This is a genomic window from Streptomyces sp. NBC_01506 (assembly GCF_045040295.1).
In the GTDB taxonomy this organism is placed as follows: domain Bacteria; phylum Actinomycetota; class Actinomycetes; order Streptomycetales; family Streptomycetaceae; genus Streptomyces.
On sequence record NZ_CP109422.1, the window covers coordinates 7493452 to 7519373 of the forward strand.

19 protein-coding genes and 1 riboswitch are annotated in these 25922 nt (G+C 73.1%); of the genes, 3 read left to right on the plus strand and 16 right to left on the minus strand.

All coding sequences use genetic code 11. The features are described from left to right. Nucleotides 1–57: 57 nt before the first annotated feature. The 3 genes from ectB to OG329_RS33575 all read right to left on the minus strand — a co-directional run bounded on the left by ectB (nt 58) and on the right by OG329_RS33575 (nt 3421). The gene (gene ectB / locus OG329_RS33565; protein WP_405800233.1) at nt 58–1326 is read right to left on the minus strand and encodes a diaminobutyrate--2-oxoglutarate transaminase; all 1269 of its coding nucleotides are present in this window, start codon (nt 1324–1326) and stop codon (nt 58–60) included. 60 nt (nt 1327–1386) lie between these two features. After that, nucleotides 1387–1962: a diaminobutyrate acetyltransferase gene (gene ectA / locus OG329_RS33570; protein WP_405800235.1), complete on the minus strand. Its 576-nt coding sequence runs from the start codon at nt 1960–1962 to the stop codon at nt 1387–1389. A 346-nt stretch (nt 1963–2308) separates the two neighbouring features. Beyond that, complete coding sequence (locus tag OG329_RS33575; RefSeq protein WP_405800236.1) at nt 2309–3421, minus strand: aminotransferase class V-fold PLP-dependent enzyme; 1113 nt, start codon at nt 3419–3421, stop codon at nt 2309–2311. Nucleotides 3422–3602: 181 nt separating this feature from the next. On the opposite strand from OG329_RS33575, the gene OG329_RS33580 reads away from it, so the two are divergent. Both OG329_RS33580 and OG329_RS33585 read left to right on the plus strand, forming a co-directional pair. Beyond that, on the plus strand, nt 3603–4694 hold the full coding sequence (locus OG329_RS33580; RefSeq protein ID WP_405802162.1) for an amidohydrolase family protein: 1092 nt from the start codon (nt 3603–3605) through the stop codon (nt 4692–4694). A gap of 387 nt (nt 4695–5081) precedes the next feature. Further along, nucleotides 5082–5993: an SCO1860 family LAETG-anchored protein gene (locus OG329_RS33585; RefSeq protein WP_405800237.1), complete on the plus strand. Its 912-nt coding sequence runs from the start codon at nt 5082–5084 to the stop codon at nt 5991–5993. 72 nt (nt 5994–6065) lie between these two features. Here OG329_RS33585 and cobC read toward each other — a convergent pair whose 3' ends face one another. From cobC to cobM, 6 genes are read right to left on the minus strand one after another with little or no spacing between them, the layout of a single operon-like run. Beyond that, a complete protein-coding gene (gene cobC, locus OG329_RS33590) occupies nt 6066–7142 on the minus strand; it encodes an Rv2231c family pyridoxal phosphate-dependent protein CobC (protein ID WP_405800238.1) in 1077 nt (358 codons plus the stop codon). After that, the gene (locus OG329_RS33595) at nt 7126–8085 is read right to left on the minus strand and encodes a sirohydrochlorin chelatase (RefSeq protein WP_405800240.1); all 960 of its coding nucleotides are present in this window, start codon (nt 8083–8085) and stop codon (nt 7126–7128) included. Before OG329_RS33595 ends, cobC begins: the two co-directional genes overlap by 17 nt. Next, a complete protein-coding gene (locus OG329_RS33600; protein ID WP_405800241.1) occupies nt 8082–8687 on the minus strand; it encodes a precorrin-8X methylmutase in 606 nt (201 codons plus the stop codon). Before OG329_RS33600 ends, OG329_RS33595 begins: the two co-directional genes overlap by 4 nt. Continuing rightward, entirely contained in the window at nt 8684–11161 is a 2478-nt protein-coding gene (cobJ, locus tag OG329_RS33605; RefSeq protein ID WP_405800243.1) for a precorrin-3B C(17)-methyltransferase, read from the minus strand. Before cobJ ends, OG329_RS33600 begins: the two co-directional genes overlap by 4 nt. Further along, nucleotides 11158–12441, minus strand: a complete 1284-nt coding sequence (gene cbiE, locus OG329_RS33610) for a precorrin-6y C5,15-methyltransferase (decarboxylating) subunit CbiE (protein WP_405800245.1) — start codon at nt 12439–12441, stop codon at nt 11158–11160. Before cbiE ends, cobJ begins: the two co-directional genes overlap by 4 nt. Next, nucleotides 12438–13277: a precorrin-4 C(11)-methyltransferase gene (cobM, locus tag OG329_RS33615; protein ID WP_405800246.1), complete on the minus strand. Its 840-nt coding sequence runs from the start codon at nt 13275–13277 to the stop codon at nt 12438–12440. Before cobM ends, cbiE begins: the two co-directional genes overlap by 4 nt. A gap of 92 nt (nt 13278–13369) precedes the next feature. Here cobM and OG329_RS33620 point away from each other — a divergent pair, with 92 nt between their 5' ends. Then, nucleotides 13370–14134 (plus strand): ZIP family metal transporter, encoded by a 765-nt coding sequence (locus OG329_RS33620; protein WP_405800247.1) that lies wholly within the window; start codon nt 13370–13372, stop codon nt 14132–14134. A 26-nt stretch (nt 14135–14160) separates the two neighbouring features. Here OG329_RS33620 and cobI read toward each other — a convergent pair whose 3' ends face one another. Genes cobI through OG329_RS33655 form a run of 7 tightly spaced genes read right to left on the minus strand, consistent with a single transcriptional unit; the run spans nt 14161 to nt 25463 of the window. Beyond that, entirely contained in the window at nt 14161–14916 is a 756-nt protein-coding gene (gene cobI / locus OG329_RS33625) for a precorrin-2 C(20)-methyltransferase (protein ID WP_405800248.1), read from the minus strand. After that, nucleotides 14913–16409: a cobyrinate a,c-diamide synthase gene (locus OG329_RS33630; RefSeq protein WP_405800249.1), complete on the minus strand. Its 1497-nt coding sequence runs from the start codon at nt 16407–16409 to the stop codon at nt 14913–14915. The genes cobI and OG329_RS33630 overlap by 4 nt, the downstream gene beginning before the upstream one ends. Before the next feature lie 20 nt (nt 16410–16429). Further along, the gene (gene cobO, locus OG329_RS33635; protein WP_405800250.1) at nt 16430–17029 is read right to left on the minus strand and encodes a cob(I)yrinic acid a,c-diamide adenosyltransferase; all 600 of its coding nucleotides are present in this window, start codon (nt 17027–17029) and stop codon (nt 16430–16432) included. Then, complete coding sequence (locus tag OG329_RS33640) at nt 17029–19083, minus strand: putative cobaltochelatase (RefSeq protein WP_405800251.1); 2055 nt, start codon at nt 19081–19083, stop codon at nt 17029–17031. Before OG329_RS33640 ends, cobO begins: the two co-directional genes overlap by 1 nt. Before the next feature lie 58 nt (nt 19084–19141). Then, nucleotides 19142–22885 (minus strand): cobaltochelatase subunit CobN, encoded by a 3744-nt coding sequence (gene cobN, locus OG329_RS33645; protein WP_405800253.1) that lies wholly within the window; start codon nt 22883–22885, stop codon nt 19142–19144. Further along, a complete protein-coding gene (locus tag OG329_RS33650; RefSeq protein ID WP_405800254.1) occupies nt 22882–24471 on the minus strand; it encodes a cobyric acid synthase in 1590 nt (529 codons plus the stop codon). Before OG329_RS33650 ends, cobN begins: the two co-directional genes overlap by 4 nt. Then, complete coding sequence (locus OG329_RS33655) at nt 24468–25463, minus strand: cobalamin biosynthesis protein (RefSeq protein WP_405800255.1); 996 nt, start codon at nt 25461–25463, stop codon at nt 24468–24470. Before OG329_RS33655 ends, OG329_RS33650 begins: the two co-directional genes overlap by 4 nt. A 142-nt stretch (nt 25464–25605) precedes the next feature. Beyond that, a riboswitch (cobalamin riboswitch) is annotated at nt 25606–25682 on the minus strand. Nucleotides 25683–25922 lie beyond the last annotated feature (240 nt).

The following is a 25922-nucleotide window of genomic DNA, read 5'->3' on the forward strand; positions in this document are numbered from 1 at the left end:
CCCAGGGGTGCCCCCGGGGCACGGGTGCGGACCCGTGCCCCGGGGGCACCGCCACGGTCAGGCGGTCTCGCGTACGGCGCGGGCCAGGGTGCGCAGGCCCTCGTCCAGCTCCTCGGGCGTGACGGTCAGCGCGGGCAGCAGCTTCACGACCTCGCTCTCCGGGCCGGAGGTCTCCAGCAGGAGACCCAGTTCGAAGGCGCGGCGGCAGATCGCGGTCGCGCGCGGCTTGTCCTTGAACTCCATACCCCAGACCAGGCCGCGCCCCCGGAAGCTCACACTGTCGGGCTCACACTCGTCGATGATGGCCAGCAGCGCGCGCTCGACCTGCTCACCGCGCGCCAGCGTCTGCTTCTCCATCTGGCCGTCGGCCCAGTACGTGTTCAGCGCGGCGGCGGCCGTCACGAACGCCGGGTTGTTGCCGCGGAACGTGCCGTTGTGCTCGCCGGGCTCCCAGATGTCCAGCTCCGGCTTGAACAGCGTCAGCGCCATCGGCAGGCCGTAACCGCTGATGGACTTCGACAGCGTGACGATGTCGGGGGTGATGCCGGCCTCCTCGAAGGAGAAGAACCCGCCGGTGCGCCCGCAGCCCATCTGGATGTCGTCGACGATCAGCAGCATGTCCTGGCGCTCGCACAGCGAGGCCAGCGCGCGCAGCCACTCGGCGCGGGCGACGTTGATGCCGCCCTCGCCCTGCACCGTCTCGACGATGACGGCGGCGGGCTTGTTGAGCCCGGAGCCCTGGTCGCCGAGCAGCCGCTCGAACCACAGGAAGTCCGGGACCTGGCCGTCGAAGTAGTTGTCGAACGGCATCGGGGTGCCGTGGACCAGCGGGATACCGGCTCCGGCCCGCTTGAACGCGTTGCCGGTGACGGCGAGCGAGCCCAGCGACATGCCGTGGAAGGCGTTCGTGAAGGAGACGATCGCCTCGCGGTTCTTCACCTTGCGGGCCAGCTTGAGCGCCGACTCGACGGCGTTGGTGCCCGTGGGGCCGGGGAACATCACCTTGTACGGCAGGTCACGCGGGCGCAGCACCACATTCTGGAACGACTCCAGGAAGGCGCGTTTCGCGGTGGTGGCCATGTCCAGGCCGTGGGTGATGCCGTCGCGCTCGATGTAGTCGATCAGGGCGCGTTTCAGTACGGGGTTGTTGTGCCCGTAGTTCAGTGAACCGGCACCGGCGAAGAAGTCGAGGTAGCTGTGGCCGTCCTCGTCGGTGAGCCGGCTGCCCTGCGCGCGGTCGAACACGGCGGGCCAGCCGCGGCAGTAGCTGCGTACTTCGGATTCGAGGGTTTCGAAAACGCTCAGTGCGGGCGGGGTGATGGTCACAGCGGTCTCCTGCCGAAGGGGTGTGGGAGAGAGGAGGAGGGGCGGGGTGGGGCGGGGCGCTCAGGGTGTGAGCGGGCCGATCCGGTACAGCACCTCGGGCTGGTGTCCCGTGTCGGGAAAGAGCCCGCCGTCGAAGAGGACCTCGCGCTCGAGGGTCGCGCCATGACGCTCGGAGTAGGCCTGGAACATACGGTCCGACGCGACGTTGTCGGGCGTGACGGTCGTCTCGACAGAGGTGATCCCCTGCTCCTCGGTGACCCGCCGGGTGAGTGCGTCGAGCAGGGTGCCCGCGAGACCCTTGCCGCGGTGGGCGCGGTCGACGGCCACCTGCCAGACGACCAGGGCCTCGGGGCGCTCGGGCCTGATGTAGCCCGTGACGAAGGCGATGGGGGCCCCGTCGGCGGCGGAGCGGGCGGCGTCGTGATGGCCCGAGGTGGTGTCGCGGGCCACGACCGAGGTCGCGGCGAAGTCACGACACCACAGCAGGTAGCTGTACGAGGAGTTCAGGTCGAGTACTTGGGAGTCGCGGGCGATGCGCCAGATCGCGGCTCCGTCCTCCACTCGTGGGGCGTCGATCCGGAAGGATCGCGTGAATTCGCTTCGGACACCTGCTAGGTCTGCTTGGGCGGCAGTCATGTCTATTGAATTTACCGAGCTAATTCTGAAATCGCATCGTCGGCAGGGGTTGGGCAACGACCCGGACTGTGTTATCACGCGGGCGTGTGCGCCATCGCGACGCGAGGGCGACCTGGGAGGGTTTGGCCGGAAAATTCAGGGCAAGACGGGCGCGCTTGTGTACTCGGTCACATATGCGTAACGCTCTCGACCCGTGCTGGAATTACGCCGTGGGCGTGTCGCCGGCACGCCGTTGGCGTTGTTGAAATCTTAGTGTTTAGGATCAGAAAAAGCGGGCAGACGAATACGGGAAGCTGTTCGCAGCGGAATGCATTCCCGTATTCTCGAATTAATGCTGCCTTTGATTTCAGGATGCGTCGGCGGGCCAACTGTCGGACACTGCCCGCCCGGCAGCCGCGAGATCCACCGGCACGCCCGCCCCGGCGAGCACGGCACCCAGGGCCGCGAGCGAGGAGCGCACCGCGTCGCGGGTGGCGTCGGAGCCGTAGTGGTTGACGCGGATCATCTCCTTGGACAGCGCCCCGCCCCCGGCGATCAGCGGCAGCGAGGGATCGGCCGCCAGGGCCTTGGCGACCAGCCCCGAGGCGTCCACCCCGCCGGGCGTGCGCAGTGTGGTGGCCACCGGCGCCGCGTCCCGCGCGGAGTACACGAATGGCTCAAGTCCGCCGCCGAGTGCGAGCGCGCCCGCGCGGGTCGCCGCGGCTGCCGACGCGTGGGCCGCCATCCGGGTGACAAGCCCCTGCGCCTCGATGCGCTCCAGACACGCTTCCAGGGCCAGCATCTCCAACTGGGCGGGGGCGTGCGGCAGGGCGGTGCGTCCGGCGTCGATCCAGCGCTCCTTCCAGTCCAGGAGCGAGAGGTACGAGCGGCGCGGCGCCCCCGGGTTCGCGGCCAGCCGCTCCCACGCGCGGGCGCTCACCGACACGGCGGAGACTCCGGCGGGGCCGCCCATGGCCTTCTGCGCGCCGATCACGCACAGGTCGACGCCCCAGGCGTCGGGGAGCAGCGGCTCGGCCGCCACGGACGCGACGGCGTCCAGCATGAACAGCGCCCCGTGGGCGCGCACGGCCTCGCCGATCTCGGCCACGGGATTGGTGTTGCCCGTGGCCGCCTCCGCGTGGACCAGCGACACGAAGTCGATCTCCGGGTGCGCGCCCAGGGCCCGCTCGACCTGCTCGGCGCTCGCCGCGGCGTGGAAGGGCACCTCCAGGTCCACGACGGTGGCGCCGCAGTCGCGGAGCCAGCCGCCGAAGGTCTGGCCGTACGGACCGGTGACGACGTTCAGCGCGGTCGAACCGGCGCGGGCACCGCCGCGGACGCAGCCCTCCAGCGGAAGCAGCGCCTCACCCTGTGTGATCACCACGTCCTGCTCGGTGTCGAGCAGCGCGGCGACCCGTCGCTCGACGGCCGCGAAGTGGGCGGGGGTGAGGGGGGCGAGGTCAAGCAGCGGGTGGGTCACGGCGCAGTGCTCTCTTCGGGTCGGTCGGTCGGCGGGCCGGTCGTGGCTGGTGGGTCTGCTGGTGGGTCTGCGGGCCGGTCGTAGCGGGTGGTCGGTGGGGTGGTGACACCGCTCGAACGGTGTTCGGACACTCCCTCGTCGAGGGTACTCAGCGCCTCGTAAAGTTCGGCCCATGAGTCCCATGAGTGATCGCGCGGTGCTGCATGTGAAGGGGCGGGTGCTCGTCGGCCCCGACGACGTCAGGGACGAGCTGTGGATCGTGGACGGCCGAACGAGCCATGAACGTCCCACCGGCGCGCGTGACGTCCGTACGGTGCACGGCTGGGCCGTACCCGGCCTGGTCGACGCCCACTGCCATGTCGGTCTGGACACCCACGGCCCGGTGGACGAGGCGACGAGCGAGAAGCAGGCCGTCGCCGACCGGGAGGCGGGCACGCTGCTCCTGCGCGACGCCGGATCGCCGTCCGACACCCGCTGGATCGACGGCCGCGACGATCTGCCGAAGATCATCAGGGCCGGCCGGCACATCGCGCGCACCCGCCGCTACATCCGTAACTTCGCCCACGAGATCGAGCCGGGCGACCTCGTCGCCTTCGTCGCCCGGGAGGCCCGGCGCGGCGACGGCTGGGTCAAGCTCGTCGGCGACTGGATCGACCGCGAGGCGGGGGATCTGACCGCGTGCTGGCCGCGCGGCGAGGTCGAGGCGGCGATCGCCGAGGCGCACCGGCTCGGGGCGCGCGTCACCGCGCACTGCTTCGCCGACGTCGCGCTGCGTGATCTGGTCGAGGCCGGCATCGACTGCATCGAGCACGCGACGGGCCTCACCGACGACTTGATCCCGCTTTTCGCCGAGCGCGGCGTCGCGATCGTCCCGACGCTGGTCAACATCGCGACCTTCCCGGAGCTGGCGGCCGGCGGCGAGAGCAAGTTCCCGCGCTGGTCGGCCCATATGCGACGGCTGCACGAGCGCCGTTACGACACGGTCCGCGACGCGTACGACGCGGGCATCCCGGTCTTCGTCGGCACGGACGCGGGCGGCTCCCTGGCGCACGGTCTGGTGGCCGACGAGGTCGCGGAGTTGGTGAAAGCCGGTATTCCGCCGCTGGAGGCCCTGTCGGCGACCGTGTGGAAGGCGAGGGCCTGGCTGGGCCGTCCGGGCCTTGAGGAGGGCGCTCCGGCCGATCTGGTGGTGTACGACGAGGACCCGAGGGTGGATGTGCGGGTGCTGGCGGCGCCGCGGCGGATCGTGCTGAACGGGCGGGTCGTGGGCTGAGGTTGGGCGGCCGGCGGTTGGGCGGTGCGGTTTCGGCGGTGCGGTTCTCGGGGCGCGGCGGGGTGCGGCGGGGCGCCGCGTTGACGGCGCGGTACGTGTCGTACGTGGCCCTGCGTCTGTCGTACGCCTGCCAAAACCGGCCAGTACGCGCCCCCACGCCCCCCGTGCGGGTGGCCGGAAAGAACGCCCGTACCCGCAGAATTCGAACGCGGACACGGAAACCCCACTTTGGAGTGAACTCACCCCAGGTGTCCGCGTATTCACTCTCGGTGCGTAAAGATTCCGGTGTCTCGGTCGCCACAGCCGCCCATGTGTCCCCATGCCGGCGGGTCGGCGACGTCATATCTCTGTGGGGGTTCCACCATCTTGAACAGCAATGTCTTCCGCATGCCCGCGCGCCGTTCCGCCGCACTGGCAGCCGCCGTCGCCCTGGTCGCGGGGCCCGTCGTGCTCGCCGCCCCGGCGCAGGCCACCGGAGGAACCGGAGCCACCGGAAAGGGCAAGGCGAGCGCGGTCGTTCTGCGGACCGGCCTCGACGTGTCCCTGCTCAACAAGTCGATCCAGGTGCCGCTGCGGGCGGCCCTCAACGAGGTGCAGGCCCCGGCCGACGCCGACAAGACCGCGCTGACCGTCGAGTTGGACGGGGTCGACCAGGGCAAGCCGTTCACCGTGCTGCGCGCCGACGTCGCCACCGCGCGGGCCACCGTCGACGAGCACAAGGCCGAGGGGTACGCCAACATCGCCCACGCCAAGGTGCATGTGCCGGGGCTGCCGCTGCTCTCGCTCATCGAGGTGCAGGAAGTCACCTCCAAGGCGGTCTGCCGATCGGGCGAGAAGCCGGTCGCCGAGTCCAACCTGCTCGGCACCGTCACCGTCCTCGGTAAGAAGGTCACGCTCTCCGCGGGCGGGCCGACCCGGGTCGAGGTGCCGGGCGTCGGTGAGGTGACGCTCGACCTGTCACAGACGCGGACCACGTCCCGTACGGCCGCCGCCACCGCGCTCGAACTGCGGGTCGCGGTGAACCCGCTCAAGCTGAACGTCGCCGACGTCCAGGGCACCGTCACCCTCGCCCGGGCGACCTGCGAGGCGCCCGCCGCACCGGCGAAGCAGGAGCAGCCCGAGCAGCCCGAGCCGGAGAAGGAGGGCGTCGTGCCGCAGACCGCAGGCGAGCCGGCCGCCGAGAACCTGGCCGAGACGGGCGGCAGTTCCACGACGCCGTATCTGGCCGGGGGAGCCGTGCTGCTGCTCGCCGTGGGCGGCGGCGCGATGGTGCTGGTGCGGGCGCGCGGCAGGAGCTGACGCGTCGCGCGTGTCCTTGAGCGCCGGACGGGCTCGCCGAGCCCGTCCGGCGCTCGCGAGTGAACCGTCCCTTCAGGGGCGGACCGCCGACAACGCCTGGCCGAGCGCCCGCAGGAACCGGTCCGTCGTCGCCCGGTCCCGCACCGCGAGCCGCAGCCACCGAGGCCCCAGCCCCGGGAACGTGTCGCCGCGCCGTGCCGCGAAGCCCAGCGCGCGCAGCCGCTCCCGTACGGCGGCGGCCGACTCCATCCGTACGAGGACGAAGGGCCCCGCGGCCGGCTCCACGGCGCGCACACCGTCGAACTCGGCCAGTCCGGCCAGCAGATGGGCCCGCTCCGCCGCCGTACGCCGCGCCGCCGCCGCGGCCTCCGCGAGCGCGGCGGGCGTCATACACGCCTCGGCGGCGGCCAGCGCGGGCGTGGACACCGGCCAGAGCGGCTGGGCCGCCGCGAGCGCCGCGACCGTCGCCGGATCCGCCAGTACGTAGCCGATCCGCAGACCCGCGAGCCCCCACGTCTTGGTGAGGCTGCGCAGCACCACGAGGCCCGGCGCGTCGCGCCGTCCGGCCAGCGCCTCCGGCTCCCCGGGCACCGCGTCCATGAACGCCTCGTCCACGACCAGCGTCCGTCCCGGACGCGCCAGTTGTAGGAGGGCGCCGGCCGGGTGCAGTACGGACGTCGGGTTCGTCGGATTGCCGACCACCACCAGATCCGCGTCCTCGGGCACGGCGGCCGGATCCAGCCGGAAGCCGTCACCCGCGTCGAGCAGCACCCGCCGCACCCGGTGCCCGGCGCCGAGCAGTGCCGCTTCCGGCTCCGTGAACTGCGGATGCACCACGACGGGGCGGCGCGCCGGCAGGGCGCGGGCGAGCAGTACGAACGCCTCCGCGGCGCCCGCCGTCAACAGCACGCGCTCCACCGGCAGTCCGTGCCGCGCGGCGACGGCGGCCCGCGCGGCACGCCCGTCCGGATACGCCGCGAGTCCGGTGAGCGACGCGGCGATCCGCTCGCGCAGCCAGTGCGGGGGAGTGCCTGTACGGACGTTGACCGCGAGGTCGGTCAACTCCGCGCCGTCGTCCCGCACTTCGGCGTCGCCGTGGTGACGCAGGTCGTGCGGGGCCGCGCGGTGGGCGTCAGTGCGCGTGCGCATGACTGCCATGGCTGTGCCCATGGTGATGCCCGTGCCCGCCATGGTCGTGACCGTCGTCGTCCGGGTGGAAGTGCGGCTGCTGCGGCGCCCCCACCTTGTCCTCGAAACCGGGCAGCGCGACGCGGTACACACAGGAGTCGCAGTTCATCCGCAGATCGCCCCGGACCGCCTCGCGGTAGCGCTCCATGACCAGATCCAGCAACTCCTCGGTGGGCCCCACCACATCGGCCGACGCCACGTCGGTCTCCGGATGCGCCGCCGCCCACTCCCGTGTCTGCCGCCCCACACGCTCCGGCAGGATCCCGGTGAACAGGAAGTACGGCAGGACCACGATCCGGCGCGCCCCGAGCCGTACGCAGCGGTCCAGCCCGCTCGGCACGTCCGGCGCGGCCAGCGACACGAAGGCCGTCTCCACGCCCGCGTAACCGCGCCCCTCCCAAAGAAGACGCGCCCCCTTCAGCACCTCCGCGTTCGCGTCGGGGTCGGTCGAGCCGCGCCCCACGAGCAGGACGGTCACGTCCGACCGGTCGCCGTCGTAACCCGTCAGTTTCGCCATCGCCTCGTCCAGGCGCCGTTCGAGGACCGTGAGCAGAGCCGGGTGCGGACCCAGCGGACGGCCGTAGGTGTACGAGATGCCCGGGTGGCGCTCCTTCTCGCGCTTCAGCGCGGCCGGTATGTCGCCCTTGGCGTGCCCGGCGGACACCAGCATCAGCGGGACCGCCGCGAACCGCGTGACGCCCCGCTCGACGAGTTCGGTCACGGCCTCGCCGATGGGCGGCGCCGACAGCTCGATGAAGCCGCCCGCGACGGGCAGTTCGGGGTGGCGCCTGCCCAGCTCCCGTACGAACTCGCGGAAGGCATCGGCACCTCCCGCGTCCCTGGTGCCGTGGCCGGCGATGAGAAGTGCGGGTCGGGTGGGTCCGGTGGGTCCGGGGGTGGTCACGCGTTCTCCTTGGCGAGCTGGTGGTAGAGCAGGGCGTTCAGTGCGGCGGCGGCCACGGCGGAGCCGCCCTTCTCGGAGATGTTGGACACGGCCGGCAGCCCGCTCTCGCGCAGCGCCGCCTTCGACTCGACGGCGCCGACGAAACCGACCGGCAGCCCGATCACGAGCGCGGGCGCGGCGTCCAGGCGCAGCAGTTCCTCAAGTGCGGTGGGGGCGCAGCCGATCACCCAGATCGCGCCGGGGCCCACCTGCTCGTACGCGAGCCGTACCGCGTGCGCGGAGCGGGTGAGCCCCGGCCCCGACACGGCCTCCTTAAGACGGCACACCGCGGCGCGGCGGGTGATCCCGGCGGCGACCATCTCCACGTCGGCGACGACGGGCGCGCCCGCGTGCAGCGCGCCGTGCGCGGCGGTCAACGTGGGCTCGTCGCAGACGAGATCGGTCACATACGCCGGATCGGCCGCCGAGTGGATGACGCGCTCCACGACCGCGCGGGTCAGCGGCGCGAAGTGCGAGGTGTCGACGCGTGCGCGCAGCCTGCGGAAGGACTCCTCCTCGATGGGATGGACGACGCGGTCCCGGAGGCGGTCCTGCCGGTTCATCGGGCTCCCTCCGACTGCCACCGGTAACCCCGTGGCGTCACCATGCGGCCCGCGATCTCACGCGTGGCCGTGTTGCCCACCGTCACGACCGTCATCATGTCCACCGTCGCCGGATCGAGCCGGGCGAGCGTGGTGAGGCGGCTGGTGCCGTCGGGGCGCGAGGCGTTGCGTACGACTCCGACGGGGGTCGTCGCCGTACGGTGCTCCGCCAGCAGGGCGAGCGCCTTGGGCAGTTGCCAGTCCCGGCCCCGGCTGCGGGGGTTGTAGAAGGTCACCACGATGTCCGCCTCGGCCGCCGCGCGGACGCGGCGTTCGATGACCTCCCACGGAGTGTGCAGATCGCTGAGGCTGATCGAGACGTGGTCGTGCCCGAGCGGGGCGCCGAGGATGGCGGCGGCGGCCAGCGCCGCCGTCACCCCCGGCACGCCGACCACGTCGATGTCGTCGGCCGCCTCGGCGAGCGCGGGCGACGCCATGGCGTACACGCCCGCGTCGCCGCTGCCGATGAGCGCCACGGCATGCCCCGCCTGGGCCTCGGTCACCGCCGTACGGGCCCGCTCCTCCTCGCGCCCGAGCCCCGACTCGATCACCCGCGTACCGGGCCGCAGCAGGTCCCTGATCTGGTCGACGTACTGGTCGAGGCCGACGACCACGGAGGCGCGCCGCAGCTCCGCCGTCGCGCGCGGCGTCAGCAGATCCCGGGCGCCGGGGCCGAGCCCGACGACGGCGAGCCGCCCGCGCGGCGCGCGCCGCACGACGGCGCAGGTGGCCATCGCGGGCCGGCCCTCGGGGCTGGACTTCCGCTTCGGTACGAGGAGTTGACCGCCGTGCCCGGCGGCGAGCGCGGCGGCCTCGGCGACGGACGGGGTACCGACGGCCGCGAGCGGCGCGTGCGACGGATTGGGCACGGCGATCGCGGCCAGCGCGCCGGCCGGATACGTCCGCACGGGCACCCCGAGCCGGCCGGCCGCCCCGACGATGCCGGGCTCGTCCGCCTTGGCGTCGACGGTCGCCAACTCCACGACGCTGAGCGCCGAGAGCCCGGCGCCCCGCAGGACGTCCTGCACGAGCCCGTACACCTCCTCGACGCTTACGCCCCGGCTGGCACCGACACCGACGACGAGCGACGGCGGCCGAAGGACGACGTCCGCCGGCCCGAGGGCGACGATCCGATCGGTGACGAACAGCCGTGCGGCGCGGCTCGGTTCGGTGCCACCGGGCGTGAGCGATGGGTCGTCCGCCGACGCCTCAGAGATGGGTTGCCGCGTGTGCGGGGCCGTGTCCGGCCGCAGGGACGCCGCGACGTCCCCGGTCCCGGCGGCCACCGGCGGTCCCGCAGGGACGGGCCCGCCAGGCGCGGCGGCCTGCGGCGCTTCGGCCTGTCGGTGCGCGGCTGCGCGTGGGGAGTCATGCGGGTCGCCGTCCGTCTGCACTGTGGCCGTGACCGGGCCGCGCACCGCCTGCTCCGTAGGGAGGGTCCTTCCGGGCTCGCCCGGCGGGCCGTCCGTCCCTTCGCCCGGCCGGTGCGCGGGGGCTGCGGCCTGTGGTGTTCCGGCTTCGGGCGTCCCGGCGGTCGGAGTCGGCCGCGGCACGATGCCATCCGGTGTGGCGTTGGCGTTGGCGGAGGCTGTGGTCGCGCTCGGGCCGTGCACCGGCTGTCCCGTAGGGAGGGTGTTGCCGACCCCGACCCCGCCCGGCGGGTCGATCGTCGCTTCGGCCGGCCGGTGTGTGGGGTCGTGCGGGGCGCGGTCCGTTTGCGCTGCGCCCGTGACCGGGCCGGCCACCGCCTGCCGCGCAGGGACAGGCCCTTCGGGCGCCTCCGAGGTCGCGGCCCGCGGGGCTTCGGACTCCGATGCCCCGGCGGTCGCGCCCAGGCCGTGCACCGGCTGTCCCGCGGGCAGGGACCCGTCGGATCCGCCCAGCGGCCCGGCGCCCACCACACTCCCGCCCGGCGGCGGCGCCCCCGCCCCCGCCCCCGCCCGCACGTTCGGCGGCAGCGGGGGCAGTGGCCATACCGCGTCCGCGTGCAGCGTCACCGGGGCGCCGTCGAGCAGCGCGCGCGTCACCGCCGGCAGCGCGCCCTCGGTCGGGAGGCCCAGCGTGTCGAGGCCGGGGATGCCGGTGGCGTCCGTCGCCGTCGTGATCACCGGGGTCGCGGCCAGGACGGAACCGACCTCCACAGCCAGGGAGTTGGCGCCGCCGCCGTGGCCGCCGAGCAGCGACACCGCGTACCGCCCCGCCTCGTCCACGCACACGACGCCCGGGTCCGACGTCTTGTCGGCCAGCAGCGGGGCCAGCAGCCGTACCACCGCCCCGGTGGCCAGGAAGCACACCAACTGCTCGCACTCGGCGAACGCGCGCTCCACCGCCCCGCGCACCGCGCCGTCGTAGACGCGGGTGCGGCCGGGCCAGGCCGTGGCCAGTCGGTCGCGGGCCGAGGCGCCCGCCGCCGTCGCGGAGATCAGGCCGATCACAGGGTCGCTCCTCGCAGAGGGTGGAGATCAGCGGGGCGGTCGCCCCACAGCAGGAAGACGGGATTCGTGCCCGCGAGCCGGGTCACGTCGCCCGGCAGCGGCGCGAGCCGCGAGGAGTGCAGCAGTACGCCGCCGGTGGCGAACCCGGCCGCCGACAGCGCTTCCCGCACCGCCGGTACCCGGTCCAGCGCCGCCACCGACACCACGACCGTCCGGCGCGCGCGCCGCGCGCACGCCGTCACGACGGCGGGCAGTTCGCGGCCACCGCCGCCGACGAACACGGCGTCCGGATCGGGCAGTCGATCCAGCGCCGCCGGCGCGGACCCGTGCACGGTCTGGACGTCCACGCCGTGCGCGAGGGCGTTGGCGCGGACCCGCCCGACGCCGTCGGACGACTTCTCCACCGCGATCGCCGCCGCACCGAACCGCGCGCACTCCACGGCCACCGACCCCGAGCCCGCGCCGACGTCCCACACCAGATCGCCCGTCCTCGGCCCGAGCCTGGCCAGCGCCAGCGCGCGTACCTCGAACTTGGTGATCATCGAGTCGCGGTGCGCGAACTCCTCCTCGCCCAGCGCCCAGCGCGCCGGCCCCGGCCCGCGACCGGCCAGCGTGCGCGGCACCGGGGCGTGCGCCCGCGCCCGTACGTCGTCCAGGCACAGCACCACGCTCAGTGGCTGCGGCCAGTCGCGGTCCGCCGCGTCGGCGGGGGACATCTGCTCGACCCGCTCGCCGTCCGGGTCGCCCAGAGCCGACGCGACGACGAGCGTGCGCGGGAGCCCGGTGCCCGCGAGCGCGGCGCCCAGCTCGGCCGGCCCCGCGCCCGGACCGGTGAGTACGGCCACCTTGGGGTGCGCGCGGCAGACGTTGACCGCCGTACGGAGGTCGCGGCCGTGCGCGCTGACGACGACCGCGTCGTCCCACGGCAGCCCGATCCGGGCGAACGCCACCGCGACGGACGGGGCGGCGGGCCGTACGTCCAGGGCTGCGGGCCCGAAGCGCCCCGCCAGCGCCCGTACGATCCCGAACAGCCCCGGATCTCCGGAGGCCAGCACGACCACGCGGCAGGCGCTGTCGTCGGCGCGGTGCCGCGCGATCACGTCCAGCGCCGGTGCCAGCGGCCCGAGCACCACCCGCGAGACCCGCTCGGGCAGTCCGGCCTCCGACGCGGCCTCCTGAAGATGCCGGCGCCCGCCGACGACCAACGTCGCTTCGGCCACGGCTCGTACGGAGTCGGCGGACAGCGGTGTCCCCGTCCCCGTACCGATGACGGTGATCATCGCGCGGCGCCCCGCGTACGCTCCTCACGCAGAGCCTTGCGGGCGGCCGGGTCGGCCCGCCGGAAGCCGTGGAAATGGCCGGGATGGTAGAGGTGCGAGCGGGTCCCCGACGCGGACAGCGCGGGCCCCACCAGGAACAGCGTGTGCTTCCAGAGCTTGTGTTCCTTGACGGTCTCCTCCAGCGTGCCGAGCGTGCAGCTCACGACCAACTCCTCGGGCCAGGTCACCTGATGGGCGACGACGACCGGCGTGGACGTCGGATAGCCGCCCTCCAGCAGCTCCTGTGTGAGCTGTCCCGACCGCGCGGCCGACAGGAACACCGCCATCGTCGTGCCGTGCCTGGCGAACTCCCGTACCTCCTCACCCGGCGGCATCGGCGTCTTGCCGCCGCCCAGCCGGGTCAGGATCACCGACTGCGCGACCTCCGGAATCGTCAACTCCCGCCCCGCGACGGCGGCGACGGCCGAGAACGACGAGACGCCCGGCACGATCTCCACCTCCAGACCGAGCGCGTCGCAGCGGTCGACCTGTTCCTGCGTACCGCCCCACAGGGCGGGGTCGCCGGAATGGATCCGGGCGACCTTCAGACCGTCGCGCACCGCCCGTTCGTACACGGCGACGACGTCCTCCAAAGAAAGCGCCGCCGAGTCCAGGATCTCGGCGCCCTCGCGCGCGTGGTCAAGGACATCGGCCTGCACCAGGCTCGCCGCCCAGATGACGACGTCGGCGGCGGCGATGGCGCGCGCGGCACGGAAGGTCAGCAGGTCGGCGGCGCCGGGCCCCGCGCCGACAAAGGTCACCTTGCCGACCGTGGTTCCAGTAGTCGTATCGGTCATGAGCGGCGGTCCTCGCGGGTCAACGGGGTGGGGGAGCGGAAGGGGTGAACATGAACGTGCGGACCGGGGGTCCCATCGGCTAGCAAGGGCGCATGGCGGTGTTCGTCGCGCTCGGCGCGTTCCTCATGACGCTCATCGGCGGCTGGACGGCGCAGCGCGTCACCGACCGCCGCCATCTCGTACTCGGCCTGGCCGGCGGGCTCATGCTCGGCGTGGTCGGCCTCGAACTGCTGCCGGAGGCCATGAAGGCGGCCGGCGAGGACTTCCTCGGCGTACACCAGGCGCTCCTGCTGTTCGTCGGCGGATTCCTCTTCGCGCACGTCGTGGAGCGCCTGCTGGCCGTACGCCGGGCCGCACACGGCGCCGCCGACGCCGACGACCCGCACCACCACGGCCGGGACGCCGGACGGCCGGAGCGCGCGCCCGAGGTGGGCCTGACGGCGGCGTCGGCGATGGTCCTGCACAGCCTCATGGACGGCGTCGCGCTCGGCGCCGCGTTCCAGGTCGGCGGCGGCATGGGCGCGACCGTCGCGCTCGCCGTGATCACCCACGACTTCGCCGACGGATTCAACACCTACACGCTCACCAGCCTCTACGGGAACGACCGCCGCAGAGCCTTCGCGATGCTCTTCGCGGACGCGCTCGCGCCCGTCGTCGGCGCGGCCTCCACCCTGCTGTTCACCCTTCCGGAGGAACTTCTCGGCAGCTATCTCGGCTTCTTCGGCGGCGCGCTGCTGTATCTGGCAGCCGCCGAGATCCTTCCCGAGGCGCACCACGAACACCCCGCGCTGTCGACGCTGCTGTGCACCGTCGGCGGCGTCGGCTTCATCTGGCTGGTGGTGGCGCTGGCCGGCTGACGCGCACCGAGCCGTGGGCGACGCGCTCACAGCTTGCCCCCGCGCCCGCCGTCGCGCCGCGCGGGCGCGATGAGCGTCGAGAGATACGGCAACGGCCCCTGCTCCAGCTCGGACGCGGGGCGGATCGACTCCTCCGGCAGCCCGAGCGCCGACCCCCACACCGCGCCCCGCGTACGGCCGGTCTCCCGCAGCGCCGTGGCGACCTCGCCCGCCAGCCGCCCGAACTTGTACGCCACGACCGTGCCGGGCCCGTCCAGCGCGTCCTTCAGTACGGAGGCGCCCGCCGTGACCGGCACCAGCGTCAACGGCTCGGTCCCCTCGGCCAGTACGACCTCTCCGCGCGCGGCGAGGTCCTGCATGGCGGTGATCCCCGGAACGGTCTCCACGACCGTCCCCGGCACCAACTCTCCGATGGTCTGCGCGAGATAGGTGAAGGTCGAGTAGACGTTCGGGTCGCCGATCGTCGCGAAGGCCACGCTTCCGTACGGATACGCGCGCAGCAGCTCGGCGACACGCCCGCCCGCCGCGTCCCAGGCGGCCTCGCGACGGGCGCGGTCCGCGCGTTCGTTGAGGGCGAAGACGATCCGTACGACGCGCTCGGCGCCGACGTAGTGCAGCACGGTCGCCTCCGCGCGGCCGGGCTCCCCGCCGTCCGTGCCGTCGGGCGCCGCCATGACGGGTACGACGACGACGTCGGCCTCCCGCAGACACCGCACGCCCTTCACCGTCACCAGCTCGGGGTCACCGGGTCCCACGCCGACCCCGACGAGTCTGCCGCTCATGCCATGCACCTTTCGACGAATCTCCGTGCCACACCGGGCGCCGCCGCCCAGTGCGTATGCAGATAGCTGGCGTGCACGCCTCGCTGTACGAAGCCCTCCACCCGGCGCTCGGGCCGCACCAGCCCCCACGCGGGCTCAGGACCGGCGCCCGGTTCGAGCACCGTCCGGTGGAACTCGTGCCCGCGCAGCCGCGTCCCGGCCGCCGCCAGGACGCTGTCCCCGACAGCGACTGCCTCCCGGTAGCCGAGCGTCAGCCGCTCCGACATCCGCGCGTCGGCGTCGAGCACGCCACACATCGGCGCCCCGTCGAGCGACCGCGCCAGATAGAGCAGCCCGGCGCACTCGGCGGCCACGGGGGCGCCGGAGTGCGCGAGTTCGGCGACGGCCTTACGGAGGGGTTCGTTGGCGCCCAACTCGGCGGCGTACACCTCGGGGAAGCCGCCCCCGATGACCAACCCCGCCGTACCGGGCGGCAGTTGCTCGTCCCGGAGAGGATCGAAGACGACGACGTCGGCGCCGGCGGCCCGCAGCAGCTCGGAGTGCTCGGTGTAGGAGAAGGTGAAGGCGGAGCCCCCGGCAACGGCGACCGTCAGCCTCGCCGGCGTTTGAGGCGCGGGGTCCGGGGCGGAGCCCCGAAACCCAGCCCGCCCGGCGTTTGAGGGCACGGCCGAAGGCCGTACGGGGTCCGGGGCGCAGCCCCGGTTTCGGGAAGGGGCGGGTAGGGGAACAGGCCCGCCGCAGGCGCCCCCCACCTCCCGCACCACTCGCGCCGGATCCCACACCCCCACCTCCAAAGAAGGCGCACTGCGCGCCAGCCGGAGCACCCCCTCCACGTCACACCCCACCCGCACCCGCTCCGCCAACCCCCGCACCACCCCCACCGCGTCCCCCCGCCGCTCCGCCACCGGCACCAACCCCAGATGCCGCGACGGCGTCTCGATCTCCGTAGAACGCCGCAGCGCACCCAGCACCGGCACCCCCGACTCGTCCAGCGCCTCCCGCAGCAACTCCTCGTGCCGGTCGGACCCGACCTTGTTGAGGATCACCCCGCCGATCCGCACCTCCGGGTCCCACGACGCGAAGCCGTGCACCAGGGCCGCCACCGACCGGGACTGCGACGACGCGTCCACGACGAGCACCACGGGCGCCCGCAGCAGCTTCGCCACCTGGGCGGTGGACGCGAGTTCGCCCTGCCCGGCGGCGCCGTCGTACAGCCCCATCACGCCCTCGACCACGGCGACGTCGCAGCCCGCCGCGCCGTGCGCGAACAGCGGGCCGATCAGCTCCGTACCGCACAGGTACGCGTCGAGGTTGCGGCCGGGCCGCCCCGTCGCCAGCGCGTGATAGCCCGCGTCGATGTAGTCGGGCCCGACCTTGTGCGGGGACACGGCGAGACCGCGCGCGGCGAACAGTGCCATCAGCCCGGTGGCGACGGTGGTCTTGCCACTGCCGGAGGCCGGCGCGGCGATGACGAGGCGTGGTACCGACACCACATCTGTCCTTGAGGCGGCGTTCACCACTCGATGCCCTTCTGCCCCTTCTGCCCCGCGTCCATCGGGTGCTTGACCTTCGTCATGTCGGTGACCAGATCGGCGAGTTCGACCAGTGCCTCGGGCGCGTTCCGCCCGGTGATCACGACATGCTGGGTGCCCGGCCGCTCCCGCAGCACCCGCACGACCTCGTCGGTGTCCACCCAGCCCCAGTGCATCGGATACGCGAACTCGTCCAGCACATACAGCCGGTACGTCTCCGCCGCCAGGTCCCGCTTGACCTGCTCCCAGCCCTCACGCGCCGCGTCCTCATTGGAAAGCTGTCTGTCGCGCTGGACCCAGGACCAGCCCTCGCCCATCTTGTGCCAGTCGACCGAACCGCCCTCGCCGCTCGCCCCCAGCACCTTCAGCGCGTGCTCCTCGCCGACCTTCCACTTCGCCGACTTGACGAACTGGAACACCCCGATCGGCCACCCCTGCGTCCAGCCGCGCAGCGCGAGCCCGAACGCCGCCGTCGACTTGCCCTTGCCGATGCCCGTGTGGACCACGACCAGGGGGCGGTTGCGGCGCTGTCGGGTGGTGAGCCCGTCGTCCGGCACGACGGCCGGCTGTCCCTGCGGCATCAGGCGGCCCTCCCGCGTACGCCCTGGACGTCCCTGACCAGTCCCGCGATGCTGTCGGCGCGCAACTCGTCGAGCGTGACGGCCGTGCCGCCCAACTCGCCCGCGAGCGCGACCGCCAGACCGAGCCGTACCGGCCCCGACTCACAGTCCACGACCACCGACGCCGTGCCCTCGGCGGCGTGCAGTCGCGCCGCGCGCGTGCCGAGCGCCACCGGATCGGGCCCCCCTGTCGCTCGCCCGCCCGTCGCCCGCCCGTCCGTGACCACGACGAGCAGCGGGCGCCGCGCGGGATCGCGCATCCGCTCCACCCGCAGGACGTCGTGCGCCTTCAACAGCCCGGCGGACAGCGGCGTGCGCCCGCCCGTGGGCAGCGTCTCCAGCCGTACGGCCGCCGCGTCGACCGACGAGGTCGGCGGCAGCGCCACCGTGGCGTCCTTCCCACGGAAGGTGATCAGACCGACCTTGTCGCGCCGCTGGTACGCGTCCAGGAGCAGCGACAGCACCGCGCCCTTCACCGCCGACATGCGCTGCCGCGCGGCCATCGACCCGGAGGCGTCCACCACGAACAGCACCAGATTGCCCTCACGCCCCTCGCGGGTCGCCTGCCGCAGATCGTCGCGCCGTACCACCAGCCCACGCCCCGAACGCCCGCGCGCCCGCTGGTGCGGGGCGGCGGCCTGGACGGTGGCCGCCAAGTGCAGCTTGGTGAGCGCCCCTTGGGGCCGCCGCGATCCGGTCGTCCGCCCGTGGTCCGTCCGCGCCCGGGAGCGCCGCCCGGCGGCACCCTCCCCGATCCCCGGCACGCTCAGCACCTTCGTACGGAAGGGCTCGGCGGCCCGTACGGGGGACTGCTCACCGCCCCCGGCGGGCTGCCCGCCCCGCCCCTCCTCGGGTCCCTCGGGTTCCTCGGGCTGCGCGGGGGAGTCCTGCGGGGCCTGAGGAGACCCGTCCTGAGGCGACTGCCCGCCGCCCCCGGGCCCGTCCGGGTCGGGATCGTCGTCCGGAGAATCGTCCCGGTCGCCGTCGCCGTCGCCGTCGTCCCCGCCGCCGAACTCCTCCAGCGTGTCGTCCAGCTTCTCCTCGTCCAGCCCCGGCGCGTCGAAAGGATTGCGCCTGCGACGGTGGGGGAGCGCCAGCAGCGCCGCCTGCCGTACGTCCTCGGCCAGCACGACCGTGCGCCCGGCCCACGCGGCGAGCGTCGTCGCCGTCCGCGCCATCACGATGTCGGCGCGCATGCCGTCGACCTCGAACGCGGCGCACGTCGCCGCGATCTGCCGCAGCGCGGCGTCCCCGAGCCGTACCTCGGGCAGCAGCGCCCGCGCGGCCACGATGCGCGCCCGCAGCGCGTTCTCCTCGTCGGCCCACCGCGCGGCGAAGGCGGCGGGGTCGTCGTCGTACGCGAGCCGCCGCCGTACGACCTCCACCCGCAGATCCGGCTCGCGCGAGGCGGCGACCTCGACGGTCAGCCCGAACCGGTCGAGCAACTGCGGCCGCAGCTCGCCCTCTTCGGGGTTCATCGTCCCGACGAGCAGGAAGCGGGAGGCGTGCCGTACGGAGACGCCCTCACGCTCTACGTAGGAGGCGCCCATCGCGGCGGCGTCCAACAGAAGGTCCACCAAGTGGTCGTGGAGCAAGTTGACTTCATCGACATAGAGCAATCCCCGGTGAGCGTCGGCGAGGAGCCCCGGTTCGAAGGCTTTCACGCCCTCGGCCAGCGCCCGTTCGATGTCGAGCGCGCCGACCAGCCGGTCCTCGGAGGCACCGACGGGCAGTTCGACCATCCGCGCGGGCCGCGACACGCCGGAGCCCGCCTCGTGCGGCCCGTCCGGACACGCCGGGTCAGGAGCCCCCGGATCACACGAGAACCGGCATCCGACGACGACGGACACCTCCGGTATCAGCACGGACAGGGCACGCACCGCCGTGCTCTTCGCGGTGCCCTTCTCGCCGCGTACCAGCACACCGCCTACGGCGGGGGAGACGGCGTTGAGCAGCAGCGCGAGCCGCAGATCGTCCTGCCCGACGATCGCGGTGAAGGGGTACGGCGTACTCACAGTGCCTCCATGGCATGGGTCAGGGTCGGCGTGTTCGGCACATCCGGCGTTCGAGCCCTCACTCGCCGCCCCCCTCCAGATCGCCCTCGAGCTCCAGATACGTCGCCCGCAGCCGCTCCAGCGTCTCCTCGTCCGGCTCCGCCCACAGCCCCCGCTCCGCCGCCTCCAGCAGCCGCTCCGTGATGCCCCGCAGCGCCCACGGGTTGGACTTCCGCATGAACTCCCGGTTCTCCGGCGCGAAGACGTACTCCGCCGACAACTTCTCGTACATCCAGTCGTCCACGACCCCGGCCGTCGCGTCGTACCCGAAGAGGTAGTCGACGGTCGCCGCCATCTCGAAAGCGCCCTTGTAGCCGTGCCTCCGCATCGCCGCCATCCAGCGCGGATTGACCACCCGCGCCCGGAACACCCGGTGCGTCTCCTCGCCCAGCGTCCTGGTCTTCACCTGGTCCGGCGTCGCGCTGTCACCCACATACGCCTCGGGCGACTCACCCGTCAGATGCCGCACCATCGCGACCATGCCGCCGTGGTACTGGAAGTAGTCGTCCGCGTCGACCAGATCGTGCTCCCTCGTGTCGACATTCTTCGCCGCCACCTTGATCCGCCGGAACGCCGTCTCCATGTCGCCTCGCGCCGCCCGCCCGTCGAGCCCGCGCCCGTACGCGTAACCGCCCCACACCGCGTACACCTCGGCGAGGTCGGCGTCGGACTGCCAGTTCCGCGCGTCGATCAGCGGCAGCAGACCCGCCCCGTACGCACCCGGCTTCGACCCGAAGATCCGCGCCGTCGCCCTGCGCCGGTCACCGTGCTCCGCCGTGTCCTGATCCGCGTGCGCCCGTACGTAGTTGGCCTCGGCCGGCTCGTCCAGCTCGGCCACCGCCCGCACCGCGTCGTCGATCAGCCCCACCACATGCGGGAAGGCGTCCCGGAAGAAGCCCGAGATCCGCACCGTCACATCGATCCGGGGCCGGCCCAGCTCCGCCGCCGGCACGATCTCGAAGCCGCTGACCCGCCGCGACGCGTCGTCCCACACCGGCCGGCAGCCCAGCAGCGCCAGGATCTCGGCGATGTCGTCGCCCTGGGTGCGCATCGCGGACGTGCCCCAGACGGTGAGCCCCACCGACGCCGGATAGGCGCCCGTGTCGGCCAGATACCGGGCGACCAGCGAGTCCGCGAGCGACTGGCCGACCTCCCAAGAAAGGCGCGACGGAATGGCCTTGGGGTCGACGGAGTAGAAGTTGCGGCCCGTCGGCAGGACGTTCACCAGCCCGCGCGTCGGCGACCCGGACGGGCCCGCCGGCACGAAGCCGCCGTCCAGCGCGCGCAGGATGTTGTCGATCTCGTCCGTCGTACGGGCCAGCCTCGGCACGACCTCAGTAGAGGCGAAGCCCAACACGGCCACCGCCGACGGCAGTTCGTGCCCCAGCACCTCACTGACCAGCGGCGCCGCCGCCGACAGCTCCCACTGCCGCTCCTCCATGCCCTCCGCGAGCCGCCGGCACAACTGCTCCAGCAGATCGATCGCGTCCGCCGCCGACCGCGCCGGACCGGCGACCAGGTCCGTCAGCTCCACCGGCACCTTCACGGGTGCACCCGGCTCGCCCAGCAGGTCCTTCTCGACCAGTCCGAAGTGCTCGGCGAGCGCCGCCCGCAGACCCGGCAGCGCGTTCGCCTTGCCGCCCCACACCTGAGAGGCACGCAGCACGGCGAGCACCAGGTTGACGCGGGCCTCGCCCTCGGGGCCGCCGCCGAGGATATGCAGACCGTCCCTGATCTGCACGTCCTTGATCTCGCAGAGGTAGCCGTCGACATGCATGACGAACGAGTCGAAGTCGTCGTCGTCCGGCTGCTCGTCCACATGCAGGTCGTGGTGCAGCTCGGCGGCCTTGACGAGCGTCCAGATCTGGGCGCGCACCGTCGGCGCCTTCGTCGGGTCGAGATCGCTGACGAGCGCGTACTCGTCGAGCAGTTGCTCCAGCTTGGCCAGGTCGCCGTAGGTGTCGGCGCGCGCCATCGGCGGCACCAGATGGTCCACGACGGTGGCGTGGCCGCGCCGCTTGGCCTGGGTGCCCTCGCCGGGGTCGTTGACGATGAACGGGTAGATCAGCGGCAGTTCGCCGAGCACCGCGTCCGGGCCGCAGTTCGCCGACAGGCCGAGGCCCTTGCCGGGCAGCCACTCCATCGTGCCGTGCTTGCCCATGTGGATGATCGCGTCCGCGCCGAAGCCACCCTCCGCGCCGAAGCCACCTTCCGCGCCGAAGCCACCCTCCGCGCCGAACCCGTTCCCGTCCGCCGCCGTCTCCAGCCACCGGTACGCCGCCATGTAGTGGTGCGACGGCGGCATGTCCGGGTCGTGGTAGATCGCGATCGGGTTCTCGCCGAAGCCGCGCGGCGGCTGGATCATCACCACGACGTTGCCGAACCGCAGCGACGCCAGCACGATGTCGTCACCGTCGACGTACAGCGAGCCCGGGGGCTCGCCCCAGTGCTCCAGCATGCTCGCGCGCAGCCCCGGCTCCAGCGTGTCGAACCAGGCGCGGTAGTCGGCCAGCGGCACCCGCGCGGGCGCGACGGCCAACTGCTCCTCCGTCAGCCACTCCACGTCGTGGCCACCGGCGTTGATGAGCCGGTGGATCAGTTCGTCACCGTTGTCGGGGTGCGCGTCCGCGCCGTCCCCCACCAGGTAACCGGCGTCGCGCAGGGCGTCCAGCACCCGTACCGCCGACGCGGGCGTGTCGAGGCCGACCGCGTTGCCGACCCGCGAGTGCTTCGTCGGGTACGCGGTGAAGACCACGGCCAGCTTCTTCTCGGCGTTCGGCTTGTGCGCCAACCGGGCGTGCCGCACCGCGATCCCGGCGACCCGGCCGGCCCGCTCGGGGTCGGCGACGTACACGGGCACTCCGTCGGGCCCCTCCTCCTTGAAGGAGAACGGGACCGTGATCAGCCGTCCGTCGAACTCCGGGATCGCCACCTGCATCGCCGCGTCCATGGGGGACAGCGCGGCGTCCGACGCGTCCCACGCGGCCCGCGACGACGTCAGACACAGCCCTTGCAGGACGGGCACGTCGAGATCGGCCAGCGCCCCGATGTCCCACGCCTCGTCGTCGCCGCCCGCCGACGCGTCCGACGCGACCGTGCCGCCGGCGGCGAGCACGGTCGCGATCAGCGCGTCCGCCGAGCCGAGCCGTTCGTACAGGGCGGGGTCGGCGCCGCGCAGTGAACCGCAGTAGACGGGCAGGGCGTTGGCGCCCCGCTCCTCGACGCGGTCGCACAGCACGTCCACGAAGGAGGTGTTCCCCGAGAGATGGTGCGCGCGGTAGAAGAGGACCCCCACCGTCGGCCGTCCTTCTACGAAGGCGCGCTCGCCGTGCACGCCCCACTCGGGCATCGCGCGCGGCGCCTCGAACCCCTCGCCGGTGAGCAGCACCGTGTCGGACAGGAACCGCGCCAGCTCCGCCAGATTCTCCGGCCCGCCCTCGACCAGATAGCGCAGCGCCTCGGCCACCACACCGGCGGGCGCCGACGAGTCGGCCATCAGCTCCGCGTCCGGTACGGACTCCCCGCCCAGCAGCACGGTGGGTATGCCGGACGCGGCGAGGGCCGCGAGACCGTCCTCCCAGGCGCGCTTGCCGCCGAGCAGGCGTACGACGGCGATCCGTGCCCCCGCGATGAGCGCGGGCAGGTCGTCGGCGGCGTCGGTACGGGTCGGGTTGCCGATCAGATACGGCGCCCCGGAGGCGCGGGCGGCCAGCAGATCCGTATCGGCGGTGGACAGCAGCAGTACCGTGCTTGCCGTGGTCATGGCGCTCCAGGTGCGATGAAGGGAAGTCCTGACGGGGCGCCCGACTCGATCAGCCGCAGCAGCGCGTCCGTGTCCGCGTGTTCTTCGATCAGATCGCCGAGGAGATCGAGCTGCTCCTCGCGCAGAGAGGCGAACGAGGTGTCGGGGGCGGGTACGAAACGGCGCCCCGCCGCCGTGGCCACGGTGCGCAGGAAGGCGCGCCGGAAGCCGTCGCTCTCCAGTGAGCCGTGCCAGTGCGTGCCCCACACCTGGCCCGACCGGCATCCGTCCAGGCGCCGGCCGCCGCTGTCGACGAGGAACGGATCGCCGCCTTCTACCGAGGCGACGCCGTGGTGGATCTCGTACCCCTCGACGCGCTCGCCCAGCGCCTCGCCGACGGGCCGCGCCAGGGTCTTCTCGCGGGCGAACTCGACGCGTACGGGCAGCAGTCCGAGGCCGTCCACACAGACACCACCGGCGCCCGCGCGGTACTCGACGTCGTCCTCGATGTGCTCGCCGAGGAGTTGGTAGCCGCCGCAGATACCGAGGACGGGGCGGCCCTCGGCGGCGCGCCGCAGCAGCGCGTCCGCCAGCCCGCGCTCGCGCAGCCAGGCCAGCGCCCGCACCGTGCCGCGCGTACCGGGGACGACGACGAGATCCGCGTCGGCGATCTCGTCGGGGCGGTCCACGAACCGCACCACGACGCCCGGTTCGGCCGCCAGCGCGTCCACGTCGGTGAAGTTGGACATCAGCGGGACCGCGCAGACGGCGACCCGCAGGACCTCTTCTCCGTACGGAGGCGCCACCACCGACTCGCGTACGGCGCCGCGCAGCGAGACCCGCAGACCGTCCTCCTCGTCGATGCCCAGTCCGTGCCGGAAGGGCAGCACGCCGTACGTGGCACGGCCGGTCAACCCGCGCAGCATCTCCAGACCCGGCTCCAGCAACGACACGTCGCCGCGGAACTTGTTGACGAGATAGCCGGCGATCAGGGCCTGGTCCTCGGGGCTCAGCAGCGCCGTCGTACCGAAGAACGACGCGAAGACGCCGCCCCGGTCGATGTCACCGACCACGACGACCGGCAGCCGGGCCGCCCGCGCGATGCCCATGTTGACGATGTCGCTGCGCCGCAGATTGATCTCGGCCGGACTGCCCGCGCCCTCGCAGATCACCGCGTCGTACGTGCTCCGCAGTTGCTCCAGACAGTCCACGACGGTGCTCAGCAGGGTCTCCTGGCGACCGGGTCCCGTTCCGTCCCCGTGGTAGCCACGGGCGCTCAGTTCCCCCACCGGCCGCCCCATCAGCACCACTTGGCTGCTGCGGTCGCCGCCCGGCTTGAGCAGGACGGGATTCATCAGCGCCGTCGGCTCGACGCGCGCCGCCTGTGCCTGCATCGCCTGCGCCCGGCCGATCTCGGCGCCCTCGCGCGTCACGAACGAGTTCAGCGACATGTTCTGCCCCTTGAAGGGCGCCACCTTCACGCCCCGGCGTACGAGCCAGCGGCAGATGCCCGCCGTGACGACGCTCTTGCCGGCGTCGGAGGTGGTGCCGGCGACGAGCAGACCGCCCCCGAGACGCCCGCCCCCGAACCGTTGTCCGTCACTCATCGGCCCGTCCTCCTAAGACTGAGAAGGAGGTTGTCGGCCAGCAGCCGCCCCGCCACGCACACTCCGAGCGCGAGCGCGCCCACGCGGCGCGACAGCCGCACCGCCCGCTCGATGTCGGCCACCTCGACCGGCCGGCCGCCGCCGTTCAGCACCGGCCGGTGCTCGACCCGTCCGCCGTAGGCGAGGGTGCCGCCGAGCCGTACGCCCAGCGCGCCCGCGAACGCCGCTTCCACGGGGCCCGCGTTGGGGCTCGGGTGGCGGCCCGCGTCGCGCCGTACCGCGCGCAGGGCCCGCGCGGGCGCGCCGCCACCCACCGCCGCCAGCGCGGCCGTCAGCCTGGCTCCCGGCCAGCCCGCGACGTCGTCCAGCCTCGCCGACGCCCAGCCGAAGCGCAGATGGCGCGGCGAACGGTGTCCGACCATCGCGTCCAGCGTGTTGACGGCGCGGAACGCGACCAGCCCCGGCACCCCGCCGAACGCGCCCCAGACCAGGGCTCCCACGACGGCGTCCGAGGTGTTCTCGGCGACGGACTCCACGACGGCGCGGGCGATCTGCCGCTCGTCCAGGCCCTGCGGGTCCCGCCCGCACAGATGCGGCAGCCGCTCCCGCGCGGCCTCGACGTCCCCGGCCGCCAGCGCCCCGCCGACAGCGCGCGCCTCGCGCCCCAGCGACGTACCGCCCACAACTGTCCACGTGACGGCGGCAGTCAGAACGACAGACGCGGCGGTACGGCGGCGCAGACCGCGCGCGACGAGTGCGGCCACCCCCGCCGTACCCCCTGCGCACAGAGCCGCGTGCAGCGCGCCCCAGCCCCGGTGGTCATGCCACAACAGGCGCTCGACGGCGCCCGCCGCCCGCCCGAAGCCGGCGACGGGATGGCCGCGCCGAGGGTCGCCGAACAGCCGGTCGGCGAGCAGACCGGCGGCGGCACCGTACGCGAAAACGCTTCCCTGGGCCGGTACTTCGCGGCCCGCCGGATACTCGGCACGCATCGCTCAGCCCGCCGATACACCTCGGAAAGCTCTCGGGGGTCTCGTACTCACAGCACTTGACGCGCAAGCTGAACCGCAGCCGGGCATGGCGATATGTCCTCACTCAGGGTCCGCGCCCTGGTTCGACGTGATGCGGCGACAAGAGTTCCTGGCTCCGGGAGACTTGGCCGTCTCCCGTCACAGTGGCGGGACCGCGCCGGATTCGCACCGGCTTCCTCTCGCTGTCGCCGTAATGGCCTCGGCAGTCCACCACGCCCGCGAATCCCCGTCAACCAGGCTTTGACCTGCGGCGGGGCAGTGTGCTGAGACCCACACGGAACGCGCTCCCGGGCAGCCTCGGAGTGCTGCGGATATCGCAGTTCGATCTACAAAATGCAACTGATTGCGTTGTTCATGGCCGATTCTCTGTCGAATCCCTTGCTGAAACCTCGACGCCAACCAAGAATCCGCAGCTATCGA